22 protein-coding genes are annotated in these 22,635 nt (G+C 54.0%); 14 read left to right on the top strand and 8 right to left on the bottom strand.

The features are described 5' to 3' along the window. Positions 1-111: 111 nt before the first annotated feature. Positions 112-1,200 carry an ABC transporter substrate-binding protein gene (locus WA429_RS06050; RefSeq protein WP_101247540.1) on the bottom strand — a complete coding sequence of 363 codons (1,089 nt, stop codon included), beginning with the start codon at positions 1,198-1,200 and terminating at the stop codon, positions 112-114. A gap of 141 nt (positions 1,201-1,341) precedes the next feature. Between WA429_RS06050 and WA429_RS06045 the strand changes: the two genes are divergently transcribed. Both WA429_RS06045 and WA429_RS06040 read left to right on the top strand, forming a co-directional pair. Beyond that, positions 1,342-1,965, top strand: a complete 624-nt coding sequence (locus WA429_RS06045) for a TetR/AcrR family transcriptional regulator (protein ID WP_206927979.1) — start codon at positions 1,342-1,344, stop codon at positions 1,963-1,965. Between the two features lie 397 nt (positions 1,966-2,362). Continuing rightward, positions 2,363-4,171, top strand: a complete 1,809-nt coding sequence (locus WA429_RS06040; protein WP_287465644.1) for an autotransporter outer membrane beta-barrel domain-containing protein — start codon at positions 2,363-2,365, stop codon at positions 4,169-4,171. Between the two features lie 330 nt (positions 4,172-4,501). Here the strand turns inward: WA429_RS06040 and WA429_RS06035 are convergent, their stop codons facing one another. Then, positions 4,502-5,221, bottom strand: coding sequence for a hypothetical protein (locus tag WA429_RS06035; protein WP_068517501.1), 720 nt, complete (start codon positions 5,219-5,221; stop codon positions 4,502-4,504). A 245-nt stretch (positions 5,222-5,466) separates the two neighbouring features. Between WA429_RS06035 and WA429_RS06030 the strand changes: the two genes are divergently transcribed. Both WA429_RS06030 and WA429_RS06025 read left to right on the top strand, forming a co-directional pair. After that, a complete protein-coding gene (locus WA429_RS06030) occupies positions 5,467-6,453 on the top strand; it encodes a helix-turn-helix transcriptional regulator (protein WP_287465646.1) in 987 nt (328 codons plus the stop codon). A 97-nt stretch (positions 6,454-6,550) separates the two neighbouring features. After that, on the top strand, positions 6,551-7,399 hold the full coding sequence (locus tag WA429_RS06025; protein ID WP_287465647.1) for an AAA family ATPase: 849 nt from the start codon (positions 6,551-6,553) through the stop codon (positions 7,397-7,399). A 20-nt stretch (positions 7,400-7,419) separates the two neighbouring features. Here the strand turns inward: WA429_RS06025 and WA429_RS06020 are convergent, their stop codons facing one another. Beyond that, complete coding sequence (locus WA429_RS06020) at positions 7,420-7,941, bottom strand: isoprenylcysteine carboxylmethyltransferase family protein (protein WP_287465649.1); 522 nt, start codon at positions 7,939-7,941, stop codon at positions 7,420-7,422. 176 nt (positions 7,942-8,117) lie between these two features. Between WA429_RS06020 and WA429_RS06015 the strand changes: the two genes are divergently transcribed. From WA429_RS06015 to WA429_RS05995, 5 genes are all read left to right on the top strand, one after another. Continuing rightward, positions 8,118-9,305, top strand: coding sequence for a vWA domain-containing protein (locus WA429_RS06015; protein ID WP_287465650.1), 1,188 nt, complete (start codon positions 8,118-8,120; stop codon positions 9,303-9,305). Positions 9,306-9,440: 135 nt separating this feature from the next. Continuing rightward, positions 9,441-10,490, top strand: coding sequence for a glycerophosphodiester phosphodiesterase (gene glpQ, locus WA429_RS06010; protein WP_101247533.1), 1,050 nt, complete (start codon positions 9,441-9,443; stop codon positions 10,488-10,490). A 127-nt stretch (positions 10,491-10,617) separates the two neighbouring features. Continuing rightward, the gene (gene wrbA / locus WA429_RS06005) at positions 10,618-11,220 is read left to right on the top strand and encodes an NAD(P)H:quinone oxidoreductase (protein WP_068517507.1); all 603 of its coding nucleotides are present in this window, start codon (positions 10,618-10,620) and stop codon (positions 11,218-11,220) included. Positions 11,221-11,397: 177 nt separating this feature from the next. After that, on the top strand, positions 11,398-12,261 hold the full coding sequence (locus WA429_RS06000) for a pirin family protein (RefSeq protein WP_287465652.1): 864 nt from the start codon (positions 11,398-11,400) through the stop codon (positions 12,259-12,261). Positions 12,262-12,438: 177 nt separating this feature from the next. Further along, entirely contained in the window at positions 12,439-13,197 is a 759-nt protein-coding gene (locus tag WA429_RS05995; RefSeq protein ID WP_287465654.1) for a substrate-binding periplasmic protein, read from the top strand. A 63-nt stretch (positions 13,198-13,260) separates the two neighbouring features. Here WA429_RS05995 and WA429_RS05990 read toward each other — a convergent pair whose 3' ends face one another. From WA429_RS05990 to WA429_RS05980, 3 genes are all read right to left on the bottom strand, one after another. Then, positions 13,261-14,256 (bottom strand): TapB family protein, encoded by a 996-nt coding sequence (locus WA429_RS05990; RefSeq protein ID WP_287465655.1) that lies wholly within the window; start codon positions 14,254-14,256, stop codon positions 13,261-13,263. A 110-nt stretch (positions 14,257-14,366) separates the two neighbouring features. Beyond that, the gene (locus WA429_RS05985; protein WP_287465657.1) at positions 14,367-15,143 is read right to left on the bottom strand and encodes a hypothetical protein; all 777 of its coding nucleotides are present in this window, start codon (positions 15,141-15,143) and stop codon (positions 14,367-14,369) included. Continuing rightward, positions 15,140-15,718: a sigma-70 family RNA polymerase sigma factor gene (locus WA429_RS05980; RefSeq protein ID WP_287465658.1), complete on the bottom strand. Its 579-nt coding sequence runs from the start codon at positions 15,716-15,718 to the stop codon at positions 15,140-15,142. The genes WA429_RS05985 and WA429_RS05980 overlap by 4 nt, the downstream gene beginning before the upstream one ends. A 132-nt stretch (positions 15,719-15,850) precedes the next feature. Here WA429_RS05980 and WA429_RS05975 point away from each other — a divergent pair, with 132 nt between their 5' ends. Beyond that, complete coding sequence (locus WA429_RS05975) at positions 15,851-16,675, top strand: hypothetical protein (protein ID WP_287465659.1); 825 nt, start codon at positions 15,851-15,853, stop codon at positions 16,673-16,675. A 217-nt stretch (positions 16,676-16,892) separates the two neighbouring features. Here WA429_RS05975 and WA429_RS05970 read toward each other — a convergent pair whose 3' ends face one another. Next, a complete protein-coding gene (locus WA429_RS05970) occupies positions 16,893-18,107 on the bottom strand; it encodes an NADP-dependent isocitrate dehydrogenase (RefSeq protein WP_114113399.1) in 1,215 nt (404 codons plus the stop codon). 11 nt (positions 18,108-18,118) lie between these two features. Here WA429_RS05970 and WA429_RS05965 point away from each other — a divergent pair, with 11 nt between their 5' ends. Together WA429_RS05965 and WA429_RS05960 are read left to right on the top strand one after the other, a co-directional pair. After that, positions 18,119-18,460 (top strand): hypothetical protein, encoded by a 342-nt coding sequence (locus WA429_RS05965; RefSeq protein WP_156480812.1) that lies wholly within the window; start codon positions 18,119-18,121, stop codon positions 18,458-18,460. 78 nt (positions 18,461-18,538) lie between these two features. Beyond that, complete coding sequence (locus WA429_RS05960; RefSeq protein ID WP_156480813.1) at positions 18,539-18,709, top strand: hypothetical protein; 171 nt, start codon at positions 18,539-18,541, stop codon at positions 18,707-18,709. Between the two features lie 128 nt (positions 18,710-18,837). Here WA429_RS05960 and WA429_RS05955 read toward each other — a convergent pair whose 3' ends face one another. Then, positions 18,838-19,476 (bottom strand): TetR/AcrR family transcriptional regulator, encoded by a 639-nt coding sequence (locus WA429_RS05955; protein ID WP_068517641.1) that lies wholly within the window; start codon positions 19,474-19,476, stop codon positions 18,838-18,840. A 95-nt stretch (positions 19,477-19,571) separates the two neighbouring features. Between WA429_RS05955 and WA429_RS05950 the strand changes: the two genes are divergently transcribed. Together WA429_RS05950 and WA429_RS05945 are read left to right on the top strand one after the other, a co-directional pair. Next, on the top strand, positions 19,572-20,675 hold the full coding sequence (locus tag WA429_RS05950) for an HlyD family secretion protein (protein WP_068517516.1): 1,104 nt from the start codon (positions 19,572-19,574) through the stop codon (positions 20,673-20,675). After that, positions 20,675-22,276: a DHA2 family efflux MFS transporter permease subunit gene (locus tag WA429_RS05945; protein ID WP_323133576.1), complete on the top strand. Its 1,602-nt coding sequence runs from the start codon at positions 20,675-20,677 to the stop codon at positions 22,274-22,276. Before WA429_RS05950 ends, WA429_RS05945 begins: the two co-directional genes overlap by 1 nt. Positions 22,277-22,635: the final 359 nt, after the last annotated feature.

Here is a 22,635-nt window from a genome sequence, read left to right as displayed (position 1 = left end):
CGGTTACCGGTCTTGGTGTCGTGGAAGGTTGGTCGCCGTTTTGGCAAGCTTAGCAGAACCATTGCCCCGCAAAAAGCGGGGCAATGGCGGGTGGCAATAAGCAAGGGATGCTTACTGCTGGAGCATCTCGACCCAGGCATCCTGCATCTGGGCGTCCAGATCGGCATCCGGGATCGGATAAAGCTGCGAGTTTTTCAGATATTCGGGCTGATCATCCCAGCGAAGAGCTGCTTTTTGCGCATCGGACAGGTTTTCCCCGGCCTTGGAATTGGCAGGCATGCCCCAGTAACAGGATGATGTTGCAAGACGTGCCTGACCTTCGGGGCTCAGGATGTATTGCACGAATTTCAGCGCAAGGTCGGGCTTGGCAGATTCCTTCATCACGCCAATCGACTGGGCCCAGCGCAGGCCACCTTGTTTCGGGATGACCCAATCAAGGTTCGGTTTGTCTTCGGACAGAACCGCCGTGATCCATTCACCACCACCCACAAGGATATCGACCTCACCCGTGGCCAAAGCCGTCTGGGAGGAAACCACTTCGCCAACCTGTTTGGAGACCTTTTTCATCGCAAACAGCTTTTCCTTGATGGCGTCCATATCATCCGCCCCAAGATCGGCCGTATCAATGCCAAGTCCCAGCCCGACAAGGCCGATAACCGGCAGGTAATAATCATAAATCGCGATGCGCCCGGCGTATTTGTCCGACCAGATCACCGACATGTCTTCCATGTCCTTGGGATCGACCTTGGTCTTGTCGAACGAAATGGTGTTGTAGCCGAACTTTTCGGTAACGGCATAGGTTTTGCCATCAACCACATTGTTTTCCGCCATCACGACTTCCGGGAAAAGATCGGAAGTCGGAAGGGCATCGGCCGGAATTTCGGCCAGAAGATCCATTTCAACCGCACGATGGACATCAACGCCGTCAATCACAAACACGTCCCAGTCCCCCGGGCGGGATTGTTCGATGATCGAAAGGCCCGCACCCGTGCCTTCATATTCCTTCAGATTGACTTTGACGTCGTATTTCTTTTCGAACGGTTCGATCAAGGCCGGGTCGGTATGATCGCACCAGACAAGCGCGTTGAGTTCTTCTGTGGCCTGTGCGCTGTTTGCGACGGCAATGGCACCAAGCAAGAAGGTCGCAGCACCGCCCAAAAGCTTATTGCGGGTTTTCCCCGTGGAAACGTGACGAAACATAGGCTCTCCCTGATTTCATATTGAGGCCTCCCTTTTATTGGGTAACTCGGCACTCATTCTGGCACCGTTGAAAAAATATTGAACGCGTTCATTTTTTGAGTCAATGTAATTTTTGAACCCGTTCAGTTTTTCGGAGTGACCATGTCAGGTCTGCGCGCCCAGAAGAAAGCCGACAAGAACCGCCGTATTCTCGAAGCGGCGACAACGCTGTTTCGCAAGGTCGGCTATGACAGTGCGCGCATCGAAGACATTGCCGAAATGGCCGGGGTATCGGTCGGAACGTTTTATAACTATTACAAAAACAAGGGCGACATGTTGATGGCGACGGTCTCGATGGAGGTCGAGGAAGTGCTGGCAGCGGGCGAGGGGATCATTGCCAAAAAGCATGATCAGGTCGCATCGGCCCTGTTTGATCTGATCGGTAAATATTACGACCATTCCCTGACCTATCTGTCCAAGGAAATGTGGCGAACGGCGATGTCGCTTTCCATTGCCCAGCCCGAAACCCCGTTTTCCAAACGCTATACCGCGCTTGACCACCGGCTTTCCAAACAGGTCTGCGACCTTTTTCGGTCGTTGCAGGATCGCGGCATTGTCCGCAAGGATGTCGATTGCACGGCACTGGGCGAGCTTGTCTTTAACAATGTGAACATGATGTTCATCGAGTTTGTCAAAGACGAGGAGATGGATGTTGATGGCCTGAAGGCAAGCGTGGCAAAGCAAAATTTGCCTGTGGCATCGCTGATATCTGTTGGTGCGGACTGACCCGCCATTAAGTTTGTCCGGGAAATCATCGGCCTTCTCCAATGCATCGCATTGGCGGATGGGCGCAGATTTCCATACCGATTTCGGTGTTATCCGCGCCTGACCGGAAAATTTTCGCTAAACCAATTCGTTATCCCGGCCTTCGGAGCACAGCCAATTTCTTTTGCATGTTTTGCGGGAAATCGTGAATTATCTTGCTAATATAAATAGTTGCCCCTAAAAAATAGATATTATTCAAGGGGGTACTTATGCAATGTCTCTTTTGGCAGTTGTAAAAGAGCATGTTGTGCGTCGCGTGAAAGCGGCATCATGCATGCAAAGCATGTCCGGTCGCGGTGGGGATTTCGTCCGGAATTTGTTTGTTCTGACAATATTTTGTCTTGTTGCCGGCCTCGGCATGGCGCCAAGCAGCGTTCATGCCGCAACCGTTACTTGCACCGGTGCCGCGGCCGATAACCCGTCAACCGTAACATCTGTTCTTTATTCTGCTGCGGGCAAGACGTGCACCATTGCCAATAATACGCAAACCCAGAACACAGGTGATATTCTGTTTGTGACATCTGGCGGAGTCAATAACGCCCAATTCTTTGGCGATAGCAGTTTAGATGGGATACCGCAGCTTACAGATCATCTCGGATGTACCATCGGTGATTTGGGTACGGTGACGGCCGGGGGGACATGTAATGACGGGTCTGTGGCCCCTGGAACCTATGCAAACACTCTCAAGGCCAATGTTTCCGCCGGTGTTGTCGCCACAATGACGGTAAACTTCACGGTTGTCGGGACTGACGTTGATATTACCTCTGCCAGTGTTTCGCTTCCTGATGACGAATCATCATCATCGTCATCGTCATCGAACGAATCTATATCCCACGAATTGCAGGCTTCTGTATCGCGGTCTCAGGCGGCGGTTGTTGGCAAGAATATCGAAGCACGCGTTCTTGCCATTTCGCGGGCCCCCGCCACGGGTGGTGTCGCAGCACCCAATACGGGTGGTGTGCCTGCTCCGACGACCGGTGATCAACCTTCGTCCAGCAGTTTCTCGGGCCATACCGGTTCGAAGACCCTGGCCAAGCCAGCGATGGTGATGAAGTCGCGTGGCACCTCGCTGCGTGAATTGGCCATGCAGGCCTCATTTGACAGCTCGCAAACCACGCTGTCAGCGGCCGGTGATGCGAACGCGGGCGATGATCCTCTGCGCGGGATCGAGCAAAGCCTGGGTCTGCTGGCACAGCAGGGTTATACGGTCTGGGGACACGGGTCTTATACCTCGGTTAACAATGACCGGAACAATGCCGCGGGCGATAGCCGTTATGACGGGGATGTGTGGGGCTATAATCTGGGGTTTGATGTGCGTTTGCGCCCGGAACTGGTCGGCGGTATCTCGATGGGATATTCGCAAACGGCCCTGACCACGACCTACAATTCCGGTTATTACGATGAAACCAACTGGACGCTTTCGCCCTATATTGTCTATCAGCCGGCCGCAGGCGTGACGCTTTCGAGCATTATTGGCTACAGCCTTGGCGATATTGACCTTAGTCGCGATAGTTCGGTCACAGGCGATACAGAGTCAGATATGTGGTTCGGGTCGCTCAGCGGGGCATATGCCATGCGTCCGTCAGAAACATTGCCATTGGATGTGACCGTCAATGTCAGCTTCATGGCGGCGCGCAAAACCGTTGATGCCTATACCGAAAGTGACAGCACACAGGTTGGCAAAACCGTGTCCAACACCCGCCGCCTTAAACCGGGGATCGAGGCGGCCTATAGCTTTGATGCCGCAGAGACAATCTTGCAGCCATTCGCCAAAACAGATTTCGTCTATGACATGACTGATGAAACAAACGGTGACAAGACGGCATTCAATCTGGGCGGGGGACTTCGCATCATATCCGGTGCAACCGGGCTTTCCGGTTCTATCGAAGGTGAACAGCAGTTGGGCACCGAAGATTATAGCGAATACACCATTGGTGGCCTGATCGCGTATGCATTTAGCGTCAATGGCAGCGAGGGCGCTTCACTTGGTGTCGTTTCGCCCTATGTTCGCAGCAACTTTACCCCCGACAGCGGTCAGACATTCGGGACCGGTTTTACCTTCACCGCCGAAGATGAAGCATTTAGCACCGAAGTTAACCTGACCCACACCAATGCTGTTTCGTCTCGCGAAACAGTCGCAGAGATCAATATCACTCTTGCATTCTAGGGGTGGGGCATCTCAAACCGGTATGTTTGATGCAGACGCATCTTTGACACCGGCGGCGTGAAATACGTTGCCGGTGTCAGCAAGATGATTGCGCGCTCGGGGATTTTGAGTGCGCACACATCGCACAGCCACACAACTGCGTGCAAACACCTCTGAGGTTAACCTGACCTGGTTGATGGCGCTGGCAATCCGATACATGGCCTTGGGCCGAAGTCGCCCGTCAGAATGCGCCGGTTGTGGTGCCGGTTTCACGCAGTGGTGGCGTGGATTGATCAGAGTTAAAAGCGTTACGTGAATACAGGCAGCGGCTTTCGTTTTTATCCCCTGATCCTAGTCGAGAAATTCCGTTTCGATCCGTTCGGCATTGGCCCGTGCCCAACGAATAACAGCTTCAGCATTTTCGGTTTTCTCTTTGGGAGAGAATGCACGCGGTAGCGAGATTTCTTCGCCTGTTTCATAGCCAGGTGCCATTTCGGCGGCGTCCTGCCGGTAGTCAAAGCCATACTCGACAACCAGGAATTTATTGCGCCGTGTGATGCGGAATTCGGCGCTGATCATGTCATAGGGGCGATCAACATCCATCGCATAAAGATTGCTTGTGCCGACTTTCACAAAATCATCGAAATTGGCAAAGGCACTGATGGTTTTCTTTTTGACGCTAAAGCAGCTCTGATTGCCCAAATCGACATTGGCATTGGTCTGGTGATACAGCAAAGTCACATTTGGATTACAGAAGGACGAAGAATAGAACGAATATCTGATCGGAACGCTGAGCGGGCTGGAGATGGTGATAAAACCGCGCAAAAACTTCTGATCGTCAATCCGGCCCAAAACCATGTTTCCGAAAGGATGGTAGTTGTTGTTGCGGTAAAGTTCGTTGGCAAGAACAGTCCAGTCACCGGGCGGCAGTACCACATCGCCTTGTGGCATGGTTACTTTGTCCTGCACCACTTTCCCGACTGGAAAATCGTTCTGGAACTGGTTGTCGACTGTGGCAAGGCAGGCTGAAAGCAGCATCGCAAGCCCGATCGCCAGTAATTTCGTTTGCATCGTTTGTTGTCCCCTGATCCTGTTTTCCCAGATACTAATGCCATGAAAAGAAATAAAAAACTGTCCAAACGGGCAGGGTGAAGACAGGTGTAATGTCGTCCGGGGAAGATGGAACGCTGATGCTTGACGTGACAGTAGTCACAAGTAACCCTGTCCGGGAATGATAACAACATCAACGATATGATCGTTTGGCACGTATGTGATCTGGCGACAATTTTGGTAAGGACAGGTTGGGGATGGGACGGATGGACGAACAGGCCGGAGACGGTTTTGGCTTTGTATCGGGCCATGAACCGGATGCAGATATTGGTGAGCTACGTCTTGCCGACGGGGATTTGTTCGAATTGCCCGGTGTCAGCGGGCGTCTTGAACGCATTGATTTTAACAATGGCATTTGTTTGCACCGTGCGGAGCTCAATGTCCGCGATGATTCCAGATTTGATGTGCAAAATGCCTTGCCACCCGGATGGTTGGCCGGGTCGGTTAACATTCTGGGGCGTCACGATTTTGAATGTCCGGATGGCCAGAAACATACCATGTCGCCCGAAACCGGATTGATGATGCGGGTAGACCCGCCCGGCACCCGATATTTCTTACCCGGTGGGCAATTGATCCGCCATGCCGGGGTGACCATTGACCTTGATGCATTGCGTGCCCGATTTGGTGACGGGATGCCAGATGCCCTAACGCCGTTTCTTTCTGATAGTCACGATGTAATTGATGTCAGACCACTTGCCCTGAACAACAAGATCAGAAGTATCGTCAGTGCAATGTTCTCGGCGCAAATGACCGGTTTGGGCCGCAAGTTCAAGCTTGAAGGTTTATCGACCCTGTTTCTGGCTGAGATGATTGATGCCTATTGCCTGCTGTGCGCAGGCAGTGAAAAGACGCCGGAACCAAGTGTTCTTGAGCAGACGGTCACGGAAGAGGCAATTTCAAAGATCACCAATGATCTGGCCGCACCGCTTTCCGTCGCACAACTTGCAATTGCCGCAGGCATGACCGAAAGCCGGTTGAACAGCTTGTTCAAGTTGGAAACCGGCAAAACATGCGCTGATTTCGTCCGTTCCAAACGTATGGAGCGGGCCAAGGAGCTTCTGGCAACTGGTGATAGCAACGTCAAACAGGTCGCAGCCGCTGTCGGGTTTAACCATGTCAGCAATTTCTCACGATCCTATCGTGACTGGTACGGCGAAAGCCCCGCTCAGGCGCTTAACCGCAGCAGCGGGTGATTGTAGTTCTGGGGTTCCCGCATATCTTTGCCCTCTTGCTCAAGTCGCTTTAACCCCCTAGGTTAACGTAAACGTCAACTTATGTTGCAGGGCAAAAATGAAGTTTCAGGGTACGGAAAATTACGTCGCAACCGAAGATCTGATGGTGGCGGTCAATGCCGCGATCACGTTGCAGCGTCCGCTTTTGGTCAAGGGTGAGCCGGGTACCGGCAAGACGGTGCTGGCCGAGGAAATAGCCAAATCACTTGGCAAAAAGCTGATCACCTGGTCGATCAAATCCACCACCCGCGCCCAGCAGGGGCTTTATGAATATGACGCGGTTTCGCGTCTGCGTGACAGCCAGTTGGGCGATGAACGCGTTCATGACATTGCCAATTACATCGTCAAGGGCAAGCTGTGGGAAGCATTCGAGGCCGAGGGTGAAGCCCCGGTTCTGCTGATTGACGAGATTGACAAGGCCGATATCGAGTTTCCCAACGATCTGTTGCAAGAACTCGATCGCATGGAATTCTTTGTTTACGAGACCCTGCAAACGGTCAAGGCGACCAATCGCCCGATCGTGATCATCACGTCAAACAATGAAAAGGAACTGCCAGACGCCTTCCTGCGGCGCTGTTTCTTCCATTACATCCGCTTTCCCGATGCCGATACCATGGCCGAGATTATCGAGGTCCATTATCCCGGCATCCAGAAACGTCTGGTCGCCGAGGCGCTTAACCTTTTCTATGACATCCGCGAAGTTTCGGGATTGAAGAAAAAGCCGTCAACGTCCGAGCTTCTGGACTGGTTGAAGCTTCTGATGGCCGAAGACCTTCCGCCCGAGGCCCTGCGCGCCAAGGATGCCAAAACAGCCGTGCCGCCACTACATGGGGCGTTGCTTAAAAACGAGCAGGACGTGCATCTGTTTGAACGGCTGGCCTTCATGGCGCGCCGCGAAGGGCGTTAGATGCGCGGTGGTTCCCCGCCTTAATAAGCCGGGAAGGTTGCCTTCATTGCCGCTTCTTCCGCCCGAATACGACGCCACAGGATGGCGGCGTAAACCGGCAAACCGACAATGAGTGTTCCCCATGCCTGAAGGGCAAGACCAAAGCCGATCAGCTCAGGGGCGATATTCAGGAAGTAATTGGGATGCTTGCAGATTTTATAAAGGATGCTGGTGCGGATCTCGTGATTGGGCGAGATGAAAAGCTTGACCGTCCAAAGGTCACGCAGCGTGGCAATCACGCCTGCAAGCATGATGATCGAAACCGTCCAGATTGCGATACCGGCATGGGTCATGGTGCTGATCGGGGCTGCTTTGAATTCGCTTTCGATAATGCAGGCAACATAAAATCCGACATGGGCGATGGTCAGAATACGTGTGGTGGCAACATCATATTCGGTGGCACCGGCCGCGCGCAAACGCGCTTCGTTTCGTTTGGAAATGGCCAAGGAAACCAATCGGGCAATGATGGCAATGGCGACAAAGCCATACAGAAAATCAGTCATGAAAAGAATGCTCGTGCGTTTGTTTTTGATAAGCCGCGGCAATCACGCCCGGTATGTGCGGGCGCAAAGTGCCCGATGGGGACTGACTTGTCCAGAAGTGGGTTGCATGGATTGATGTTTTGTATCGCAAAAGTTTCAGTCGCGCCTTTTGCTTCTGCTGGATCGGGGTGTAAGTAATGTTCACCGGCTTCTTCTGTAAGCTCAAGGATGTGCGTATTCCTGTGTCGCTGCGCGAATATCTGACGCTGCTTGAGGCGGTGGAAAAGGGACTGGCGGGCTATTCGGTTGAGGATTTCTATTATCTGGCGCGTGCGGCCCTGGTGAAGGATGAACGCCATCTTGATAAGTTTGACCGGGTGTTTTCCGAACATTTCAACGGCATTGCCGATCTGGCTGCGGGCATGGACGAAGTTGCCCAAACTGATATCCCCGAAGAATGGCTGCGCAAGCTGGCCGAGAAATTCCTGACCGACGAGGAAAAGGCCGAAATCGAAGCCCTTGGCGGCTGGGAAAAGCTGATGGAGACGCTTAAACAGCGTCTTGAAGAACAAAAGGGCCGTCATCAGGGCGGCAATAAATGGATTGGCACGGCCGGAACATCACCGTTTGGTGCCTATGGCTATAACCCCGAAGGGGTGCGGATCGGACAGGACAAATCCCGGCATCGGCGCGCGGTCAAGGTCTGGGACAAGCGCGAATTCAGGAACCTTGATGACAGTGTCGAAATCGGTACGCGCAATATCAAGGTCGCCCTGCGGCGTTTGCGTAAATGGGCGCGGACCGGGGCGGCAGACGAGCTTGATCTGCCCGGTACGATCACATCAACCGCACGTCAGGGATGGCTTGATGTGCAAATGCGCCCGGAACGTCATAACGCGGTCAAGGTCTTGATGCTGTTTGATGTTGGCGGATCAATGGATGACCATATCAAGGTCTGCGAAGAACTGTTTTCCGCGGTTAAAACCGAGTTCAAGCATCTTGAATATTATTACTTCCACAATTGCCCCTATGAAGGGTTGTGGAAGGATAATGCCCGGCGTTGGAACGAGCAGGTTTCGACATGGGATGTGATCAATACCTATGGCGCGGATTACAAGCTGGTGATTGTCGGGGATGCAACCATGAGCCCCTATGAAATCACCTATCCCGGCGGGGCGGTGGAACACTGGAACGAGGAAGCCGGTGCGGTCTGGATGCAAAGACTGCTTGAACATTTCACCCATGCGGCCTGGATCAACCCGCAACCGGAAAACTGGTGGCGCCATCATCAGTCGATCCAGATCATGCATAAACTGATGGAAGGCCGGATGTTTCCGCTGACGCTTGATGGATTGGATCGCATGACCGGGGAACTTAACCGCTAGGCCCGCGTTACCCGGATAGAGTAACAGTTTCATGAAGATTGCCTCGGGAAGCCCGACAGGGATTTCTGAGCCGTGAAACCGCGCCTATAGTCCAGAATCCCCGAAAAAGGGGCCGTGATAAAAAGGAAATCTGGGATGCCGGTGAAAAATTTGATCAAGTCGAGTGTTCTGGCCGTCGGGCTGTTGATGGCTGGTTCTGTCAGCCTGGCCCAGGCGCAGGATATCCAGGCCGAGCAGGTCGTGATCGCCCATCGCGGGGCATCGGGATATTTGCCCGAACATACACTTCCGGCCAAGGCGCTGGCCTATGGCATGGGGGCTGATTACATCGAACAGGATGTGGTGCTGTCCAAGGACGGGGTCCCTGTGGTCCTGCATGATATTCATCTTGATACAACCACCGACGTTGCCCGCAAATTCCCCGATCGCAAGCGGGATGACGGGCGCTATTACGTGATTGATTTCACCCTGGCGGAGCTCAAATCCCTGACGGTGACCGAACGGTTCAAGGCCGATAGCGGCAAGCAGGTCTATGAAAACCGCTTCCCCGGTGATTTCGCCATGTTTGAAATCCCGACCCTTGAAGAAGAAATCAAACTTATCCAGGGCCTTAATCATTCGACCGGCCGCGATGTCGGCATTTATCCGGAAATCAAGGACCCGGCATTCCATCGTGGCGAAGGTCAGGATATTGCCAAAACCGTGATCTCGGTTCTTGAAAAATGGGGCTATAACAACCCGAATTCGAATTCGTTTGTGCAATGCTTTGACTGGGCCGAGACCCAGCGCATTCGCAACGAACTGCATTACCAGGGCAAGCTGGTGCAGCTTCTGGGCGAGAACCGCTGGGGTGCACCGGCAGGAACCGATTATGACTATCTGAAATCGGGCGAAGGCATTGTTGAAATGGCCAAGGTGGTCGACGGCATCGGTCCGTGGTTGCCACAGGTGATTTCAGGCCTTGGTGAAAATGGCAAGGCCACCATGACCCCGACCCTGATTGCCGCCCAGCGCGCGCAACTGCTTGTTCATCCCTATACCCTGCGTGCCGATCAGCTGCCGAAATGGGCCGGGGATATGAACATTGCCCTGACGGCGATTTTTGATGATGCCGGGATCAATGGCATTTTCACCGATTTCCCTGATCAGGTTGTCCAGTTCCTGGCGCGCAATCCGGCATCCTGACCGGTCGGCGCGCCGGTTCGCACGATATTTTCGATTTTCGAAGCAGTCTGTTTCCAATCTGAGCGTTATCAGACAGGCACAGGCAGGTCATCATTGCTGTTCATGAAATTCAACCAAGGAGGCAGAAATGGCAAAGGTACTTGTTCTTTATTATTCGATGTATGGTCACATCGAAACCATGGCAAATGCCGTGGCAGAAGGCGCACGTGGCGTTGCCGGAACGCAGGTCGATGTCAAACGCGTTCCTGAAATCATGCCCGAAGATGCGGCCAAGGCCGCCGGCGCGAAACTTGATCAGGTGGCACCGGTCGCATCCGTTTCCGATCTTCCGGAATATGATGCCATCATCTTTGGCGTGCCGACCCGCTTTGGCAACATGTCCGCCCAGATGCGCAATTTCCTTGATCAGACCGGTGGTCTTTGGGCCAAGGGTGCACTGATTGGCAAAATCGGTTCGGTGTTTGCATCGACCGGCACCCAGCATGGCGGTCAGGAAACCACCATCACCTCGACCCATACGACGCTTTTGCATCATGGCATGGTGATTGTCGGTGTGCCCTATAGCTGTTCGGGCCTGACCAATATGGACGAAATTACCGGTGGTTCGCCCTATGGTGCAACAACGCTTGCCGGGGCGGACGGATCGCGTCAGCCGTCTGAAAACGAACTTGATATTGCCAAATTCCAGGGCAAACACGTTGCCGAACTCGCCGCCAAACTGGCGGGCTGATTTTCAGGCTTTATCACGATCAAATGGCAGTGCCGGTTTCCGGTGCTGCCATTTTTTTGTTGCCGTTCGGTAAACAATCAGATGCCTGATTACGTCTTGTTTGGCGACAGTTTTGTGCGACAGTGATGGATATGAAATTCACCCGGTGGCTGCACCGGCACGCACAGGAGATTTGACATGTCTGACACAGTGGCAAATGCACGCGCCGTCAAACGGGTTTTGCGCGCCATGGATACATCTGATGGTGCGGGGGTGTCGCTGAAACGGTCAATCGGAACGCCGCAGCTTGATATGCTTGATCCGTTTCTGATGCTTGATTCCCTGTCGACCGACAATCCCGATGAATATATTGCGGGCTTTCCCGAACATCCCCATCGCGGTTTTGAAACCGTGACCTATATGGTCGAAGGGGCCATGCGCCACAAGGACAGCATGGGCAATGAAGGCATCCTGCGGTCGGGCGGCGGACAATGGATGACAGCCGGCAGCGGCATCGTCCATTCCGAGACACCCGAACAGGAAAATGGTCTTTTGCAGGGCTTCCAGCTTTGGATCAATCTGCCGGCCAAGGACAAGATGATTGATCCGCGCTATCAGAATATGGAACCCGATGAATTACCGGAAATCGAACCGGTGGCGGGTGCGCAATTGCGCTTGCTTGCGGGATCGATGCATGGGGCAACCGGGCCGATCAACGGCATTTCGACCGATCCGGTCTTTGTCGATGCCAAACTTGATGCCGGGGCCGAAGTCACCGTGCCCCTGCCCAAAGGGCACACTGCGGTGGTTTATGTCTTTATCGGCGATGCGGTGGTTGGCAGTAAGGATGTGCCGACCCATCATCTGGCCATTCTTGACGATGGTGATGGCGTGACCCTTAAGGGCGGCTCGGACGGCGGGCGTATGCTGGTGATTGCCGCCCGTCCGATCAATGAACAGGTGGTCCGCTATGGCCCGTTCGTCATGAGCAGCAAACAGGAACTCATGCAGGCCTTTGACGATTATCAGCGCGGCACTTTCGTGCGCAAGGCGGCATCGTGATGATGCGCTGATCGAAAAAAAATCTCCGATGAATTCAACGCAAAACGCCCTGATTTTCGTGATCAGGGCGTTTTGCATGCGGCTAAAGGATAGCATCGGGTACAGGGCTGTTGCCTTGAAACCGCGCCTCTGCTGTCTAACCTGTAAAAGGAACGCAACAAAAGGATAGCGATCCGCATGAACAGGTCGCACTGGCGCGCATTGAAATGGGTTTTGATCCTGTGGGGGAGCATCCTTGCCGTCTCCGCCCAGGCCAGGGAGTTGCGCTTTGTCACCGGCGATGCCTTTCCCCCCTTTACCGACCGCGATATTGCCGGTGGCGGCATTGTTACCGAGATCGTGCGCACGGTGTTCGAACGCGCCGGATATGAAACCGTCACCATCATCTGGCGTTCATGGCTTAAGGGATATGAATTGACGGTCGAGGGAAATGTCGATGGCACATTCCCCTATGCCTTTACCCGTACCCGCGCCAAATCGGTGCTGTTTTCCGACCCGATCACCAGCCTTAAGGCCTATGGCTGGTATTCGCGCAACGGGGCAAGTTTGGATGACAAGGTCGATCTTCTGGGCAAAAGCCTGTGCCTGCCGCTGGGTTATGCCGAACTTGGCTATGCCGGGCGGCTTTTTGGCAATGGACAGGCAAAACGCGTGTCGCCACCCGATATGAAAACCTGTTTCAAACTGCTTGATGCCGGGCGCGTTGACAGCGTCATCAGCCCGATCCCCGAAGCCCTGGGCGCAATCCAGGCCGCTGGACTGCCCTTTGACGATTTCGGCCATATCGAAGAAGGCCTGTCGGACATGCCGCTTCATTTCATTGTCGGCAAAAACAATGCTGATGCGGCAAAAATCATCGCCGATTTCAATGTTGGCTTGTTGCAACTACGTCAAAGCGGCGAACTGGACAGCATCCTGGCCACGGCGGAATATTGACGGGCAGGGCAGTCGAAAATGCGCCGGATCCGGTTTGCATCCAGTTCAAGGCACCGGCCGATTTCACATCTCTGTTGTCTTCACTTCAGCAACCTGATCTTCAATCACCCAACCCGTTTCCGTACGGCACGCCGATTTGACCTGTTGGCTGGTGCGTTTGCGGGCGGTCAATTCTTGACGATACGTTCTACACCAGATGCCTTTGTCGGTTTGAACGGTTTTGATGGGTGTGACCACAATCTCGATTGATCCGGCATGCGTTTTTTCTGCGTCGCCCGAGTTGTTGTTCTCAAGTGCAGTTTGAACGGTTTTGGCCAACTGCTCCTGTGCGTTTTTCGCTATTTTTGTTGGTGCGGGGCCATAGGTCAGAAGTTCCTCGCTATGATCGGTTCCCGAATTCCAGGAACGATCACGTTTGACATAAAAGCCGATCTCGGGCGCATACCACCATTTGGTGGTTTGCATCCACCACTGCTTATAATAGCGCGAACATTCGATGACATAGGTGTCAAAGGTGCCGGCAGGGACTTCGATCCGTTCGGTTGCGGGCACCTTGCAGGTCAGCCACTGGTCATAGCTGTTGACCTTGCCGGTGTCGGGATCGATGTTTTCGGACTTGGTCGAAACCCGAACCATCTTGTCATATTCAAGTGGCCACAGGGATTGCGAGCCCTCCTTGATGGTTGTGGTACCCGACCGTTTGCGGTCTTCCTTGTCGGTATAGGACCATTCCAGATTGGGGCCGGTGAAATCGGCACTGGTTTCAAAGCGATAGTCGCCACCACCATTCCAGACAAAGTTATCGCCGCTTATTTTTTCGACATAGATTGCACGACCACTATCAAAGACAAAGGCATCACCAATTCCGAAATCGGGGAGGGTGGCGGGCGCCAGTGCGGGACCGGTATTTACCGTCTTCTCGGCATATTGCCCCATACCGTCATTCAGTTCATTCAGCTTGGCACCAAAATCATCAAGGGTCTGACAGGCCCCCAATGATGAAAGGCCCAAAACGCATGAAAGCGCCCCGAAGTGACGCGAAAGTGTCGGCATCTTCATAGTCCTGATCCTGCTTATTCTTTTTGGTCGATATTTGCGTCGTGTTTTTTTGTTGTGTCGTTGAGCATGACAGACAAGGACGAAGCCCCGCCTTCGTCCCAACCGGGAAATTACAATTTATGATCTGGTGCGGGCGGTTCCAGATCAGGCAAATCAACGCCCGGGATCAGGCGATAAACCGTTTCCCATTGACCTTCGCCGGTACGACATGCCCGCCCGTAGAAAGCTGTTTCACTGCCCGTTATCTGGTCACCGGCGAAGCTGACCTGGTATTCGCGGCAGAAACGGCCTCCTTGTCTGAAGGTTCGAAGGGGCTCGATCAAAGTTTCGGAACCGCCTTTCTGGTCGCTATCCAGTGCTACATGGCGAATTTCACCGCTGAGTGTCTTTTCCAAAGTCAGGCTGATTTCCTGATCAAGAACCGGATTGCCGATCGGGGAAAAGGCCGTCATTTGTGCCGCGTTTTGTGATCCGCTTGCCTGCGGGTCATTGACAAGATTTTCGTTAAACCAGTTACCACCAACGAATGCGATCAGGACGGCGGCGGCCGCACCGATACCGGTCCAGATTGCATTATTGTTGTTCGCGGCACGTGGTCCCGGATGCACATTGCCTGCGTCATGCATGGTGCCACGTTTTTCAACCGGCTTCTGATCAAGGATATCCTGGATGCTGTTGCTCAGCTCCGGATAGACGTGATCATCAAGAAGTCGATTGGACTGGTTGCGCAGAACAACTGCCTGTCCGGCCATGATATTGAACTGGCGGCTCAGCTCCGGGCAATTGGCGATCCGGTTTTCAAGCTTTTGGCACTCGGCCGGTGCAAGTTCGCCGTCGATATAGGCTGACAACAGAATGTAGTCCTGTTCCATAAGTTCAGTGGTCATGGCGAACCTCTTTGGATGCCGTCATTATTTGTCAAATTGCTATCATCGTCATGCAGGGCGGAAAGTGTCTTGCGGGCCCGTGCAACGCGGCTCATCACGGTTCCATCGGGCACGCCCAGAATGTCAGCTGCTTCGCGATAGCTGTACCCTTCAATCAAGACCAGTGTCATGGCCGCACGCTGATCTTCGACCAGTGATGCCATGGCAGATTGCAAAAAGATCCGGTCGGTTCCGCCATGTTTTTGCATGGGCATGACGGTGTCACGCGCATCTTCAAACGAAACAACATTGCCGCGTCTTTGGTCGCGACGTTTCTCATCGATCCAGCTTGTCTGGATGATGCGATACAGCCAACTGTCAAGCCGGGTGCCAGGCTCAAACTGATCAATACGTTCGACGGCCTTGATATAAGCAGTTTGCACCAGATCCTCTGCTGCCACCGTATCGCGAGTCAGAGACCTTGCAAATCGCATGGCACGCGGGAGTAGGCCGGTCAATTCTGAGCGAAGTGCAGTCTCCAAACCAAAAGTCCCATTTCCGAATTTGTGGTCCTGTTGTCTAGATAACGCCTGCATGTGGCTATTTCTTCCGTCACAGATGAAAAAAATATTTGGAAATTATTTGCCGGGGGGTGGAAGAAATTGTTCAGCCGGTGCGTTGTCCCTGCAAACAATGCGAAATCCCGGACAATGGACAGGAGACTGAAGATGACGACCGAAATGAAAAAATCACTTCGCACCAAGATTGTGACGGCCGGAATTCTTGGTTTTGGCGCTTTTGCGCTGGTAGCGACGCCGGTCTCTTTTGATCTCTCGAAAATGGATCTGACCGATAACGCAGCCTTTGCGCAGAGCAATGGCAACGGTGGCGGAAACGGAAACGGAAACGGCGGTGGCAACGGAAACGGTGGTGGCAATGGCGGCGGTAACGGAAATGGTAATGGTGGCGGCAACGGCGGTGGCGCGAATGGCGACAGCGGTTCTGGCGGCCCCGATGGTCCGGGTAACAGCGGCAATGCTGGTGGCAATGGTAATGGCGGTGGTAACGGAAATGGCAATAGCGCGGATGGTCCGGGCAACAGTGCCGCTGCACGGTCCAATGCAAAGAGCCTGGGTCTTCAGTCCAATGGTTTAGGTCGTAGCGCTGCGACAACAGACGAAGGTGAAGAAGGCGAGGAAGCCGAGCTTAATGGAAAATCGATGCCACGTGGCATTACCAACGCACCGGGTCTTGCGGGTGCGCTTCCTCCCGGTATCCAGCGTGTCTTTGGCGCACCGGCTGGTCCTGACGTTGATCCTGATGTCGAACAGGAAATCATTACCCATGGCTGGAAAGAACTGACCCGTCCCGACGCTGGTGATGATGGTGATACGTCAGACGATGGCGAACCGGACACTGGTGATACGGGTGACACCGGCGATACTGGGGATACTGGGGATACTGGGGATACGGGAGACACGGGCGATACAGGCGATACCAGTGACACGGGCGATACCGGTGACACTGGAGATACCGGCGAAACTGCCGCATAATAATCCCATTCAAGGCAGCTGATCCTGCTTTGACCGCCGCGACCCGTATCCGGGTCGCAAAACTGGAAACCCCGTTAGGTCCCCCGGCCGACGGGGTCCTTTTTGTTCGGACCAAACAGACATCATTGCCAATCAGGAAATCCGTCGAAAAAAGCCCCTGCCGGTTTCCCGGCAGGGGCTTCTTTATTTTGGCAAACTGCCAGTCTGATCAGATGGATCAGGCCATTGCAGCTTTCAGACCTTCGTCCAGTTTGTCGAGGAACTGGGTGGTGGTCAGCCATTTCTGGTTCGGGCCGATCAGCAGGGCCAGATCCTTGGTCATGAAGCCGGCTTCGACGGTGTCGACGCAAACTTTTTCAAGGGTTTCGGCAAACTTGACGACTTCCGGGGTACCATCGAACTCGCCACGGTACTTAAGACCCTGGGTCCAGGCAAAGATCGACGCAATCGGGTTGGTCGAGGTTTCTTTGCCCTGCTGGTGCTGACGGTAGTGGCGGGTAACGGTGCCGTGTGCAGCTTCTGCTTCGACGGTCTGCCCATCCGGGGTCATCAGAACAGAAGTCATCAGGCCGAGCGAGCCGAAGCCCTGTGCCACGGTGTCGGACTGAACGTCGCCGTCATAGTTTTTACAAGCCCAGACGAAACCACCGTTCCATTTCATCGCACATGCAACCATGTCGTCGATCAGGCGGTGTTCGTAGGTGATGCCTGCTGCTTCGAACTTGTCTTTGAATTCGGTCTGGAAGACTTCTTCGAACAGGTCCTTGAAGCGGCCGTCATAGGCTTTCATGATGGTGTTCTTGGTCGACAGGTAAACCGGCCAACCGAGCGACAGACCATAGTTCATGCAAGCACGTGCAAAGCCCTTGATGGAATCGTCAAGGTTATACATCGACATCGCAACGCCCGAAGACGGGAAGTCGAAGACTTCGTGTTCGATGGCTTCGCCGCCGTCTGCCGGCTGGAACTTGATGGTCAGTTTACCTGCGCCCGGAACTTTGAAGTCGGTCGCACGGTACTGGTCACCAAATGCATGACGGCCAATAACGATCGGCTGGGTCCAACCCGGAACCAGACGCGGAACGTTCGAGCAAATGATCGGCTGACGGAAAACGGTACCGCCGATGATGTTACGAATGGTGCCGTTCGGCGACTTCCACATCTTTTTCAGGCCGAATTCTTCGACGCGCTGCTCATCGGGGGTGATGGTTGCGCATTTGACGCCAACGCGGTGTTCCTTGATGGCATTTGCCGCATCAATGGTGATCTGGTCGTCGGTCTCGTCACGTTTCTGAACCGAAAGATCGTAGTATTTCAGGTCAACGTCGAGATAAGGCAGAATCAGTTTGTTTTTAATGAAGTCCCAGATGATCCGGGTCATTTCATCGCCGTCAAGCTCGACGATCGGATTCTTAACTTGAATCTTGCTCATAGAATACTCCCTTGCTGGCCGCTGCCGACTTGCAGCGCGGCTGCCATTCAAGATGGTTAATCTTTGTCTTCCGGCGCGCGAGGGAGCGCCCTGGCCGCGTCGGGAGCCCGCAACATACAGGAAGCCACCAGAAAATCAAAGAGGGCGACGCAACATCATTACTTTCTTTGATGAAATCGCCGCTTTCTGCGTGCGGAAGCGCCGGTTTTGCCCGCTTTGAACGTGTGAAAAAGGGTAAGTTTGTCCGTGATTTACGCGGTTCTTTTTCAAAAACCGGTCCGGGGGATTTGAAAATGTGTCGTGCAATCATTTTCACGCCCCCTGTGATCAGGATCAAGGAAGCCGTCCTTTAAACAGGTCTAAAGTGATGGCGTGACGGGAAACAGACCAAGACTCCGATATCGTCACATCTGGAAAAAAAGGGGATAGACATGATCATGACGACCGAAAACATCATCATTCTTGTCGTATGTGTGATCGGCTTTTGTCTGCTGGGGTTCGGCTTTAACAACCGCAATCAGAATTGGGGCGTTGCCCTGATGTGGGTTGGGGTTATCACCATGCTGGGTCCGATTGCCTATCGCTTGCTGACCTTGTTCTAAGCCGGCCATCCAGCAAAGAACAAGCAGGCAAGCACAATCAGAAAAAGGGCAAATAAAAGATGGCAAAACAGGGTCGGGGGGCCATGTTGCCGGATGTCTTGGCCCGAATGTCAAACCCGCAATTGGGGTTATTCCATTTTTTGGGGATCAAGCCCGTAACCGCGCAGGAACATGTCAACTGCGGCAATCACATGGGCATGCAAATCCTTGGCCTGCGGTTCCCAGCCGACATAGGTCATCTGCCGGAAATCGTAATCCGCCTTGAGCAGACTGGTAAAGAACACAGCCGCCTGTTTCGGATCGTTTTTCGGAAAATTGCCTTCGGCCATCTGGCGTTCGAAAAAGGATGTGATGATCCGCCGGCCGGTCATCAGGCCGCTTTCATAAAACACCTTGCCCAGATGCGGGAAACGTGGAACTTCCGATAAAAACAGCCGCATATACCGGATGGTGTCGGGCGTGGTCAGAAGCGTCATCAATGTTTCGCCAAAATGGATCAATGCCTGGCGAAGCGGCAATTGCGACAGTTCCAGATCCGCCATGATCGATGTGACTCGTCCCGTGCAATCGCGAATGACCGCTTCAAACACACCGTCCTTGTTGCCAAACAGCTCATAGATCGTGCGGCGTGACCCGCCGGCCTCGGCCGTGATCATTTCCAGTGTCGTCCCCGCAAGCCCATGTTCGCAAAACAATTCCCGCGCGGCCTCGATCATGGCTTCGCGGCGTTTGAGCGTTCTGGGATCGATCTTTTTGGCTTCAGACAAACGTTTGTTCCAATTCGGCACTTGACGGTTGGTACTGATTGGTACCATAAAGACACAAATGGTACTGATCAATACCAAAAGGATTTACCAAGACGATGAGTGTGAAGAAAATCATTCTGCCCCTGATCGCAGCGGCGATTATCGGTGGCGGTGGATATTACGGGTTCTATTGGGTGACCGAGGGTCAGTACTTCGAAGGTACCGACAATGCCTATTTGCAGGCCGATGAAGTCGCCATTTCCCCCAAGGTATCGGGCTATGTCGGTGAGTTGGCGGTTGCCGAAAACCAGCCGGTGCGCAAGGGCGACCTGTTGCTGACCATCAAGGACGAAGATTACCGGCTTGAAGTCGCACAGGCGACTGCAACGCTTGAAGCCCGCCAGTCCGCGGTTACGACCATGGATGAACAGATCGCCTTGCAGGAAGCCGCAATCTCGCAGGCCGAGGCCAATCTGCGCATTGCCCAGGTCGAACTCGACCGCACGACCGAAGATTACGAACGCTACAAGGATCTTGTGCAAAAGGGTGCGGCCAGCCGTCAAAAATTCGATTATGCAAAGGCCGACCGCCAAAAGGCACAGGCACAGGTTGCTGCTGCCAATGCGACCCTGTCGGTCGAAAAAGGCCGGCTTGGTGTGCTGCGCGCACAAAAGATCGAGGCCGAACGCGCGGTAACCCAGGCCAAGGCTGCCCGCGATGTCGCGATGCAGGCGCTTGAAGATACCAAAATCTATGCACCGTTTAACGGGGTTGTCGGCAACCGGTCGGTTCAGACCGGGGCGCTGGTGCAGCCGGGTGAACAGCTTCTGGTGCTGGTGCCGCTGCCCGGTGTCTATGTGGTCGCCAATTTCAAGGAAACCCAGATCGAACACATGGCCCATGGCCAGAAGGTCAAGGTATCGGTTGATGCCTTCCCCAATGCCGATATCACCGGCACGGTCGAAAGCTTTGCCCCGGCAACCGGCGCACAATTCAGCCTGCTGCCCCCGGAAAATGCCACAGGCAACTTCACCAAGATCACCCAGCGTGTGCCGATCCGTATTTCGCTTGATGACAGCAAATGGGCGGCTGCCCTGCGCCCCGGTCTTTCGGTGGTGGTCGATGTCGATACCCGCGATCCTGACGGGTCGCAGCATGTGGCGGGCAGCGGCCTTGCGCAGAATGTGCTTCCGGCAACGGAAGTATCGGAGCTTAACTGATGAGCAGTGCCACCAATACCGGTAACCCGTCTGCCATGCCCCAAGCGGGCGATCATGCCGGTCATGTCGACCGGGCCAAGCTGATTGGCTGGGTGGCAATGGTTGTCGGTATGTTTCTGGCGATCCTTGATATCCAGATCGTGGCAAGTTCGCTTGAAAACATTCAGGCCGGCCTGTCGGCAAGCCCCGATGAAATCGGCTGGGTTCAGACAAGCTATCTGATTGCCGAAGTCGTGATGATCCCGCTTTCGGGGTTCTTGTCGCGGCTGATGTCGACGCGCTGGCTGTTTGTGATCTCGGCCATCGGGTTCACGGTGATGTCGGTGGCCTCGGCCTTTGCCTGGTCGATTGAAAGCATGATCTGGTTTCGCGCTGCCCAGGGATTCCTTGGCGGGGCGATGATCCCGACCGTGTTTGCCACGACCTATATCATTTTCCCGCCCGAAAAGCGGAACACCGCATCGGTGATGATCGGTCTGATTGCCACCATGGCGCCGACCATCGGTCCGACCCTTGGCGGGTTTTTGACCCAGTCGCTTTCATGGCACTGGCTGTTTCTGATCAATGTGTTGCCGGGCCTTGCGATTGCCGCTGTGGTGGCGATGACGTTGCGCGTTGACCGCGGGGACCCATCGCTTCTCAAGGGGTTTGATCTTTGGGGGCTTCTGGCGATGGCGGTGTTTCTGGGCAGTCTGGAATATGTTCTGGATGAAGGCCCGAAAGATGACTGGTTTGATGAAACCGCGATCATCTATGGCACCATCGTATGCGTGATTGCCGGCATCTATTTCTTCTGGCGGATGTTTACCTATGACAAGCCGATTGTTGATCTGAAATCCTTTGCCGATCGCAATTTTACCATGGGCTGCGTGTTCAGCTTTACACTTGGCGTCGGGCTTTATGGCAGTGTCTATATCATGCCGCTGATGCTAAGCCGTGTGCGCGGTTATGACAGTCTTGAAATCGGCATGATCATGGCGGTGACCGGGATTGCGCAGTTCCTGTCGGCACCGATCGCCGGGAAAATGACGGCCAAATATCCGCCGCGGGTGGTACTTGGCATCGGGCTTGGTCTGTTTGCCACCGGTCTTGCCATGCATGGTTTTAATAACAGCGAAGTGTCATTCAATGAACTGATCCTGCCGCAAATCGTGCGTGGTGCGGCTTTGATGTTCTGCATGTTGCCGGTGACCAATCTGGCCCTTGGGACCTTGCCGCCCGAAAAGATCAAAAATGCCAGCGGGCTGTATAACCTGATGCGCAATCTTGGCGGGGCAATCGGGATGGCGGCGATCAATACGCTGCTTGATAAGCGCATTGATTATCATTTCTCGCTTCTGTCCGAACATATCAATCCGGCCAGCACCGCCTTCAAGGAATATCTGGCCACCATGATGGCGCGTTATTCGGAAATGGGCATTGCCGATCCCAAGGCCGCTGCAATGAAATTCATCGTCAATCTGGTGACCCGCGAAGCATCGATCATTTCGTTCAACGATGTCTATCTTGCGATGGCCGCTACCTTCTTTATTGCCTTTTTGCTGTTGCCTCTTGCCCGTCCGCCACGGGCAACTGCGGGCGGCGGTGGTGGCGCACACTGATCACAAAGGATCCAAAAAGCCGAAATCAGGCCGCACAAGCATTGCCCCGACCCCGCGAGCTTTTCCCGCTCGAGTGCGGCCTGGCCGGTCCCCGTCCCCCGGGGGCCGGCATTTTTGTTCTGGAAATGGAAACACCCGGGTGGGGACCCGGGTGTTTCGACCTTTCGGGGGAGACTCCGAAAGGGACAAGATGCGATTGGCACGTAACGACCGGGGAAGTCGTTTGGTGCCACCCTGGGACAAGGCGATACGCATCTTGCAGGGATCGACAACACAAAAAGCAACAGGTCAAAACTGCGCCAAAAACCGTGCCAAAGAACGCGCCAAAAATGCAAAGGGATCGGGTCCTGGCCTTTTGG

It is taken from the genome of Thalassospira sp. CH_XMU1420-2 (assembly GCF_037029325.1).
In the GTDB taxonomy this organism is placed as follows: Bacteria; Pseudomonadota; Alphaproteobacteria; order Rhodospirillales; family Thalassospiraceae; genus Thalassospira; species Thalassospira povalilytica.
This window is presented reverse-complemented; position numbering and strand designations above follow the sequence as displayed.